Annotated in this window: 7 protein-coding genes; 4 read left to right on the top strand and 3 right to left on the bottom strand. The window is 45.7% G+C overall.

Annotation, left to right across the window (positions count from 1 at the left end; all coding sequences use genetic code 11):
- Positions 1-9: 9 nt before the first annotated feature.
- Together DWU89_RS10810 and DWU89_RS10815 are read left to right on the top strand one after the other, a co-directional pair.
- Entirely contained in the window at positions 10-837 is an 828-nt protein-coding gene (locus tag DWU89_RS10810; protein ID WP_115499660.1) for a DUF3822 family protein, read from the top strand.
- On the top strand, positions 825-1382 hold the full coding sequence (locus DWU89_RS10815) for an RsmD family RNA methyltransferase (RefSeq protein ID WP_115499661.1): 558 nt from the start codon (positions 825-827) through the stop codon (positions 1380-1382). Before DWU89_RS10810 ends, DWU89_RS10815 begins: the two co-directional genes overlap by 13 nt.
- Here the strand turns inward: DWU89_RS10815 and cls are convergent.
- Complete coding sequence (gene cls, locus DWU89_RS10820) at positions 1354-2799, bottom strand: cardiolipin synthase (protein ID WP_115499662.1); 1446 nt, start codon at positions 2797-2799, stop codon at positions 1354-1356. The two genes, DWU89_RS10815 and cls, sit on opposite strands and share 29 nt — an antisense overlap.
- 156 nt (positions 2800-2955) lie before the next feature.
- Between cls and DWU89_RS10825 the strand changes: the two genes are divergently transcribed.
- Complete coding sequence (locus DWU89_RS10825; protein WP_115499663.1) at positions 2956-3549, top strand: rhomboid family intramembrane serine protease; 594 nt, start codon at positions 2956-2958, stop codon at positions 3547-3549.
- A gap of 110 nt (positions 3550-3659) precedes the next feature.
- Here DWU89_RS10825 and DWU89_RS10830 read toward each other — a convergent pair whose 3' ends face one another.
- Both DWU89_RS10830 and DWU89_RS10835 read right to left on the bottom strand, forming a co-directional pair.
- A complete protein-coding gene (locus DWU89_RS10830) occupies positions 3660-6467 on the bottom strand; it encodes a TonB-dependent receptor (protein ID WP_115499664.1) in 2808 nt (935 codons plus the stop codon).
- 229 nt (positions 6468-6696) lie between these two features.
- Positions 6697-7248 (bottom strand): RNA polymerase sigma-70 factor, encoded by a 552-nt coding sequence (locus tag DWU89_RS10835; protein ID WP_115499665.1) that lies wholly within the window; start codon positions 7246-7248, stop codon positions 6697-6699.
- 293 nt (positions 7249-7541) lie between these two features.
- On the opposite strand from DWU89_RS10835, the gene DWU89_RS10840 reads away from it, so the two are divergent.
- On the top strand, positions 7542-8579 hold the full coding sequence (locus DWU89_RS10840; protein ID WP_244205891.1) for a FecR family protein: 1038 nt from the start codon (positions 7542-7544) through the stop codon (positions 8577-8579).
- The last annotated feature ends 250 nt before the right edge of the window (positions 8580-8829 follow it).

An 8829-nucleotide genomic window follows, 5' to 3' on the forward strand; every position in this document is an offset into this window, starting at 1 on the left:
TGACAGCCTATGGCTATCGACGTATCTGATAAGTTAACAGCAGATTATTCGGAAAGTTATATAATGTCCATCCGGCTTCGGTCGGGTGGACTTTCTTTTTCCGCATACAGTCCTTCGGTGAGCGAAAGTTTCTTGTATAGAGACGTTGAGTTTGACCGGGCTAAACCGTATTTCTCTTCCCTGAAGGAATGTTTCTTCGAGAATGATTTCCTGACCTGGTCTTATAAGCAGGTCAATGTGCTTTGTGCATCTCCCCAATATACGCTTGTCCCGAAAGAAGTCTTTCTGGAAAAGCAGAAAGCGGAGTTGTTGGCGTTTACTTTTTCCTCGCCGGAAGGGCATTGTCTGAGTAATGAACTGAAAGACGAGCAGGCCGAACTGATATTCGGAGTAGATGAGGAAGTCTATGAGTTTTGTTCCCGCTCGTTGATCAACCCCCGTTTCGTTCATCATGTCACCCCGCTGCTTTCTTTGTGGAAGAAGCAGAGCCGTACGCGCCTGCCACGCCAGTTGTATGCCGTGTTGCATCGCCGGAGGATGGATGTGGCATGCTATGCACAAGGGAACCTGCTTTTCGTCAACTCGTTCGAGTATGAACATCCGGACGATATTTTATATTATATATTATATGTATGGAAGCAGACCGGAATGGATCAGCAAAAAGATCAGTTGCGCCTTTTCGGTGAAGCAGCCTTGCGCAGCAATATCACGAATACGTTGCGGAATTATTTACAATATATTGATCCGCTGGAGATTCCTTCCGAAGCCTATCTTATGGGGCCGGAGGTGATACTGGCTCCGTTGGATCTAATTGCCTTATCATTATGCGAATTATAAGTGGAATATACGGACGGCGTCGTTTTGATGTCCCGTCTACGTTCAGTGCCCGTCCGACGACGGACTTTGCCAAAGAGAATATCTTCAATGTTATTTCCAACCATATCGACTTTGAAGGGTTGGATGCGCTCGACCTGTTTGCCGGAACGGGGAGTATCTCGTTTGAGCTGCTTTCACGCGAATGTCGCAGCGTGACGGCTGTCGAGAAGAACAATGCGCATGCCTCTTTTATCGCCAAAGTAGCCAAGGAATTGAAAACGGAATCGTTGCACCTGATTCGGGGCGATGTCTTCCGTTATCTGCATTCCGCCCCGGCAAAGAGCTTTGATTTTATTTTTGCCGATCCACCTTATGCTTTAAAAGAATTGCCGGAAGTGCCGGGATTGGTTTTTGAACGTGACTTGTTGCGTGACGGAGGAGTCTTCGTGATGGAGCATCCGAAGACAAATGACTTCTCCGGTTTGCCTTACTTCTACCAGCACCGTGTCTATGGCTCGGTGAACTTTTCTATATTTATCAAAGAAGAGGAGAAAAGAGACGCATAAACGACTCGGCTAAGCGTTGCTTGCGCGGGCGTTTGAGCCAGCGTGACGGGACCAGTCTTTCGCAGCTGTGCATGTCGTGCATGAATACCTTTTTCATCTGCCGGGCAAAGGAAGGTTGGTAAACAAATGCATTGATCTCGAAGTTGTGTTCGAAACTGCGGAAGTCCATATTGGCGGAACCGATGCAAGTGAGCGCATCGTCCGTCACTAACAACTTTGAATGCAGGAATCCCGGTTTATAGAAATAAACCTTTACGCCCGCCTTTACCATTTCATCGATAAAAGAATGTGTTGCCATGTTTGCCGTGCGCGTGTCCGAGCGTTTGGGAAGCATCAGGCGTACGTCCACGCCACCTAAGGCTGCTATCTGCAAAGCCTGGTTGAGTCCTTCGGTCGGCAGGAAATAGGGCGTTTGGATAAATACATACTTCTTGGCGTTGGCAATCGTGAAGATGGCGGCCTGCAGCAATGTGCGCCATTGCCCGACGGGGCCGCTGGTGCATATCTGCATGATGTTGTCATCCGAATAGACCGGGACGAGCGGATAATATATCTTATCGTTCAGAAGTTTCTTGCTGACTACGTACCAGTCGATCAGGAAAGCAGCCTGCAATCCGTGTACACCTCTTCCTGTGATCTTGAAATGTGTGTCCCGCCATGTTCCCCAATCCGTTCCTTTCGTGTAACGGTCTGCAATGTTCATGCCACCCATAAAACCTACTTTGCCGTCTATGACGACAATCTTCCGGTGGTTCCGGTAGTTCACCTTGCTGGTCAGGACCGGGAACGCTACTTTCAGGAAGGCGTTAACTTCGATACCTGCATCCTTCATCTCATTGAAGAACTTATCTTTTACTTTCCAGCAGCCCACATCGTCGTAGAGGAGACGTACTTCGACGCCCTCCCGTGCCTTTTCCATTAACAACGTCTTTACTTTGTTCCCGATCTCATCATCGCAGAAAATGTAGTATTGGATATGGATGTGATGTGTTGCCTTGGCAAGCTCTTCCAGCAAGTCGCGAAACTTGTCCGTCCCGTTCGTATAGATCGTGATGTTGCTACCGTAGAGCAGGGACGACTGGTTGCTGTTTGTCAATAGCGTGACTAATGGCTGGTAGGGGGCGGGGACAGAGCAGCTGTCCTGTGGGAGTTTCCCTCCCTGAGGCCGTTTCATGATGCGCTTGTAGGTGCGGCGCGAGATGATACGCTGTTTCCGGTTGTCCTGCCCGAAGAAGAAATAGAAGATGATCCCGACGCCGGGGGCAAGTAGCAGTACGACTACCCAGGGAATCGTTTTCAGCGGGTTCCGGTTTTCAGTGATGATAACCAGCACCAGTCCCAGAATAGTGACGCAATATAATATGATAAATATTATCCCCACTATCCATTGTATATGTATGTGTATAAGTGCCAGCATTCCGGATGTTTCTGTTTCTGTCAGTATGTTGTAATTTGTAAAGATAGGAAGCTAAAACGGAAATAGCAAATGCTAAAGCATTGTTTTTGTAACCTATATAGGGGAAACATTGTTTAATCTTTACTACTTTTGCCGCCATTAAATATTGAACAGGTTATGATTACTTATATTATTATCGGGATTACGGTTGTCGTGTCCTACATCTGCTTCGGCAACCAGGAGTTGTTCCGGAAGTTGGCTTTCATCCCTTACCGCACGGTTCATAATCATGAATGGTACAGGCTGATCACACATGGCTTTGTGCATGCCGACATGACACACTTGCTTGTGAACATGTTTACCTTCTGGTCGTTCGGGACGTATATGGAGAGTGCTTTCCGTTATATGGGACTCGGTACGGGCGGTTACTTGGGACTGTACTTCGGTGGAATGGTCGCAGCTTCGATTTACGACCTGATCCGCCGTCGCAATGATCCTTATTACGTCTCGATAGGAGCTTCGGGAGCAGTTTCGGCTGTTCTGTTTTCCTCTATCTTATTAAACCCTTGGGGGAAGATTCTGTTTTTTGCCGTGCTGCCGATACCGGGTATTATCTTCGGTGTGCTTTATCTGGCCTATTGCCAGTATATGGCGAAGCGGGCAGGTGATAACATCAATCATAATGCCCACTTCTACGGTGCACTCTACGGTTTGATTTATCCCGTCCTCCTCGAGCCGTCACTCCTTCGGGTTTTCCTTTCTCACTTCTGACAATGGCATATTGAAAACGTCCTGTCCTTTGACGAAAAAGATGCTGTCCATTTATATAAAAGATGCCGCCCTTTCTGAGAAAAGGACGGCATCTTTTTGAAACGGATTTATTAGAACCTTCCACCCGGGCCACCATGGCGCGGGCCTCTTCCGCCCGGTCCCTGTACGTCGTTCATGCTGGCACCACCTTTAAAGACGCTGAAGCGGTAGATGAGATGCACCATAAAGTAGCTGCTTAGCGTGTTATACTCCGTATCCTGCGTATAGCTGGCGGTTACGCTGCGAGAGATATTGCTGCGTTGTTTCAGGATATCGTATATCTTGAAACGAAGCGTTGCCTGCTTCCCTTTCAGGAATGATTTGGAGGCGGAGGCATTCCATAGCACTTCCTTTTGCTTGAATCCGTCTGAATATCCGGAGTTTGTCGACCAGGTGATGTCGCTTTCAACCTTGAAATCGAGCGGGAGGTAGATTGTAGTTGTCCCCCCCAGCCCATAGTTGAAAGCGTTCAGATCACTTTGTCCCTGAAGTGAGTTCTGCGTCCCGTTGTAGCGGATGTTGCCGTTCAGTCCAAGGTCCAGATAGTCGGAACGGAAGTCGATACCGGCGCGTTCCATCAAAACAAGGTTCTTATTCGTATTCTTTTCGTCGTTGATGAACCCGTTACTGTTGGCATAAGAGCCCATCGTCATCGAGTTGATCGAGAATTTCCGGTTCTTGAGCGGGGTGTTGAACAGGATGCGGAGGTTACCGTTGTAATTTCCGTTCACGTTGTCATACGTCGTCATTTTCTTACCGGTATTTCCGACATAGACGGATTTGTTGACGATGTCATTGATTATATAGTTGAAGTTCAACATCATCATCATAGCCGTTTGCTTCTCAGGTATGAACTTCTGGAAGCGGGCGGACAGGTTGTTTGTATAGGTCGGTTTCAAGTCCGGATTACCCATTGTCGTGTTCAGCGGGTCGGATATATCGGCAACGGGCTGTAACTGCGTCATACTGGGCTGGCTGGTCCGGCCGCGGTAGTTAATGCGGAGATTTGTCCGTTTGTCGAACTTGTAGTTGAAGCGAACCATCGGTGAGAGGTTCACAACGTTGCGCGACAGTTTGGATAGTGTCGTGTCACCTACGAAATTCTCACTTGTGCTGTGTGACGGGTCCACTGTCAGACCGACCGTGTAATCGTATTTGGCACGGACTGCCTTGAATGCAAGGCTGACCTGCTGGTTGATGAAGTTATTCCGGTAGCTCTTGCTGTAGGCCGTATCGAGCAGATTATAGTCGTCGCTGCCCTCTTCCCGCGTGTAGGAGTTTTTCAGTGACTCCTGTTTGTTCTGGCGGATGCTGTAGGTCGCCTGGATAAAGTTGTTATGCCCGATCGGTTCCACCCAGGAAAGGTAAGCCCGGTAGTTGTAGCCTTTATTGTCGTAGCGGAAACGCTGGTCAATCAATTCGTTTTCCTGTCCGGCGGCCATCATCATGTATTCCGTATTGGAATAGTTCAGTCCCTTATTATAGGAATCGCTTGCGCCTCCCGAGAGAGAGCCGCTGAAGACACGTCCTTCACTGTTCAGCTTCCGGCTGAATTCGAGTGTGGCATTGACATTGTAGCCTTCGCCATCGGAGAGGTAGTCCGATTCGCCGACGTTGACTGTGTCTCGCAGGCCGTTCAAGGTGTTGAAGCGGCTTCCCTCGCGGCTATGGCTGTTGCTGTAGCTGAAGTTCGGACGGAAGATGATTTGGGTGAGCGAGTCCGGCTTCCATTCCATACGGATGTCAGCGGCCACATTGTCGCTCCGAGTGTTGCTGTTGTTGTTTTCATTATAAAAAGAGGTGCTGTCGCCGGGCAAGATATTCTGCCGGTTACTTTTGCTGATAGCATCGTTGTCGGAATGGGAATACCGGAGGTTGCCGCCGACGGTCAGTTTCGGATTGAACTCTTTACTGAAGTTGAGGCCGATATTGCCGGAAGTCGTGATACCGTTGCCGGCTCCGCCACCGCCCCGCCTGCCGCGCGGTCCGCCCATTCCTGAAAACATGGTGGAAGCAAGATCCGAGAATCCCATATTGTTCGTATTGTTGATACCTCCCATCAAGGTCAACTGGTCGTTGTTGATAAAGCGGTTCACCATGAAGTTCCCCTCATACCGGTCCTCGCTGCCGTAGCCGGCAAAAGCGTTCCCGAACCAGCCCTGTTTCATCCCGGGCTTGACAGTCAGGTTGATGACGGTCTCTTCATCGCCGTCGTCGAATCCGGTCATCCGGGCCATATCGCTCAGTCTGTCCAATACCTGTACTTTGTCGATCATTTTTGACGGCAGGTTCTTGGAAGCTACTTTCGGGTCGTCGGAGAAGAACTCCTTCCCGTCGATCAGCACTTTTTTGATCTCTTTTCCGTTGACGGTGATTTTCCCGTCACTGTCTATTTCCACGCCCGGCATTTTCTTTAGCAAATCTTCCAGCATGGAACCTTCCGTTACCTTATAAGAGTCGGCATTATATTCCATCGTATCGTTGCGCACCGTCACTTCCGGGGCTTTCCCGATCACGACTGCTTCACCCAGTTGGATCGCTCCGTCGCTCAAGGCGAGTTTACCCAATTTGACCGGATTTGTCTTTCCCGTAATCTGCAGGGGTTGATAAAGCGGATCGAATCCGACAAACGATACGTGCAGCAGATAGCTGCCGTTTTTAATATTCTTAAGAGTGAAAGCCCCGTTACGTGAAGTCGCGACACCTCCGACCATCGAACTGTCTTTTACGCTAAGCAAACGAACCGTCGCCTGTTCGATCGGTTCATTAGTCCCCTCCTCAACCACCGCTCCGGTGATATCTACGCCGCCGCGCTGTGCGTATGCCGGCATAGTCAACAGAATTAAAAACAGAATTGCAAAATACCTTCCCAGTTTCATAACTTTTGTTTTATCTTATCTGATATTAAGTACGAAAAGATAGACGCGGAAGCCTCCCGGAAGTTTAACAAGACTTGGGCGGATTTTGATTTATTAACGAATAAGTGTTTCATTCGGCCAGCAGGAAACTTGTTAATGAGGACGTCATTAATATTTTTGCCACCCTCGAAAATATTGATGGGGGCGTCGGAAACATTTATGAGGGTGTCGAAAATAGACTCCCTGCTGATTAAAAGATAAAAGCGAGAAGCGGCAAATAGTCTTTTAAACTGTGACGGAGTATTTTTAAAGCCTGTGATATTCTATACTCGACGGTTTTTATGGATATACCGAGTCTATCGGCTATCTGTGCGTTTGTCTTTTCTCCGAAACGGCTAAGTATGAATGTATCCCGGTAAGTCTCCGGCAGGTCGTCTATGGCTTTCCTGATATTTGCAGTCAGTTCGTTGACAAAATAGTAGTCCGGATCTTCAAACTGATCTTTGATTTTTTCATAAATCTGGTTATGGATGCGTTCATGATACTGGTTTTTCTTGATTGCATTCAAGCAGCGGTGTTTAGTGGAAATAAACAGATAAGATTTCAAGGACGTCTCAATTACGAGATTTTCTTTCGTCTCCCAGATGAAGAGCATGAGTTCCTGAACAAGTTCTTCCGAATCATCATCGGAAATATATTGGGAGGCATATTCACAAAGTGGTGAGTAATACTTGACAAATAGTTGTTTGTAAGCATCTTCATCCCCTTTTTGTAATAAAGTTATCAGATCATTCTCTTCCATATCCCTCTACCATATGAATTAAAAATTACGTTTTTTCATAATCTTTGGACAAATGTAGGAAAAAAACAGATAGATTACCATGTCGGGTTATATCTTCCAGGTCAACAGTACCAAAATTTGCGTTCATTTTTTCTTAAAATCGATGTAGTTGGCTATTCCTCTATTGATTTGTTATTTTTTTTAAAGATATAATTCGGTCAAAGTAAAAATTCCGGAATATTTTTGCAAAACTGTTTAGGGTGACTCCTCTTGGCATTTGTCGTATATATAGAATGAGATCAGAAAAGACATCTATGACGGTTGATAATCCGGGGAGTTCTGCTATTTTGAAATACATCCGGAATACTGCTTCTGAAGAGGAGCGGGTACAAATTGATATTTGGTTGAAAGAAGATCCGGAGCATGAGAAAACTTTATTGCAAATAGCCCGCATCTATTATGCCAATCAAACTCAAGAACGTATTGCTTCACGTAATTCTTTGTGGGCTTATAAGAAGGTTAAAAAACGAATAGATAATAGAAGAAAAAAACAGTGGCTATATCGGGCTTCAGTTGTTGCTGCTTGCTTTATGGGTGTTTTGGCCATGTCGACAGTCATTTCGTTTTTGTTGCATAAGTCTTCGATGCTTACACCGCAACAAATAACGGTTTGTGCGAATAGAGGCGTGCGAACTTGTTTGGACTTGCCCGATGGCTCAATCGCTTATTTGAATTCCGGAAGCACACTTTCTTATCCATTATCCAATGATGGAAAAGAAAGGCGGGTAATGTTATCAGGGGAAGCTTATTTTTCTATAAAACATGATGCGGAGCGTCCTTTTATCGTTAGTGTGTTCGAAGACAAGATGAAAGTGAAAGTCCTCGGGACAGAATTTAATGTTCAGGCTTATAAAAATGATAATATCATACAGACAACTTTAGTAACAGGATCGGTTAACATTGAAACGAAAAATATAAATGGGGAGACAATTGAAAGAAATTTGTCTCCGGCTGAAAAAGCTATTTATGATTTGTCGAATAACACTTTGGACGTTATAAAAGTGGATGTTGAAAGTGAGATTGCTTGGAAAGAGGGACGTTTGATTTTTAAAGAGACACCTCTACCCGATGTATTGAAAAGCTTGGCTAACTTTTATGACGTGGATTTTGAAATTCGGGACTCGGTACTTAATTCATACCGTTTTACAGGTACTTTTAATAATCGGCAGTTACCGCAAGTCCTGGATTATCTACGGATATCTTCTCGAATTAATTATTCGATAAAGCGAATGGAGGCGGATGACAGCTTGTCCGAACAACGAGAACTGGTGGTACTTCAAAAGATGAAATGATAATAAGTTTTCTGAATATAAATGTTGAACTTAAATTTAATGCTTATGAGATAAATTAGAGAAAAAGGATGTAAAAGTAGAGAGTCTGACGAAGAAATATTCGTGATTTCCTTCGCCAAAATAATTAAGAGTCTGTATTTCCAGACTAAATTTTAATCTTAAATCAATAATTACAAGTATGGCTAAAAATGATGATGGCTGGCTGGATAAGATATCTTATCCAATACCAGATTTAGGAAAATCTGGTATT

Origin of the sequence: Parabacteroides acidifaciens (genome assembly GCF_003363715.1) — a bacterium.
Taxonomy (GTDB): domain Bacteria; phylum Bacteroidota; class Bacteroidia; order Bacteroidales; family Tannerellaceae; genus Parabacteroides; species Parabacteroides acidifaciens.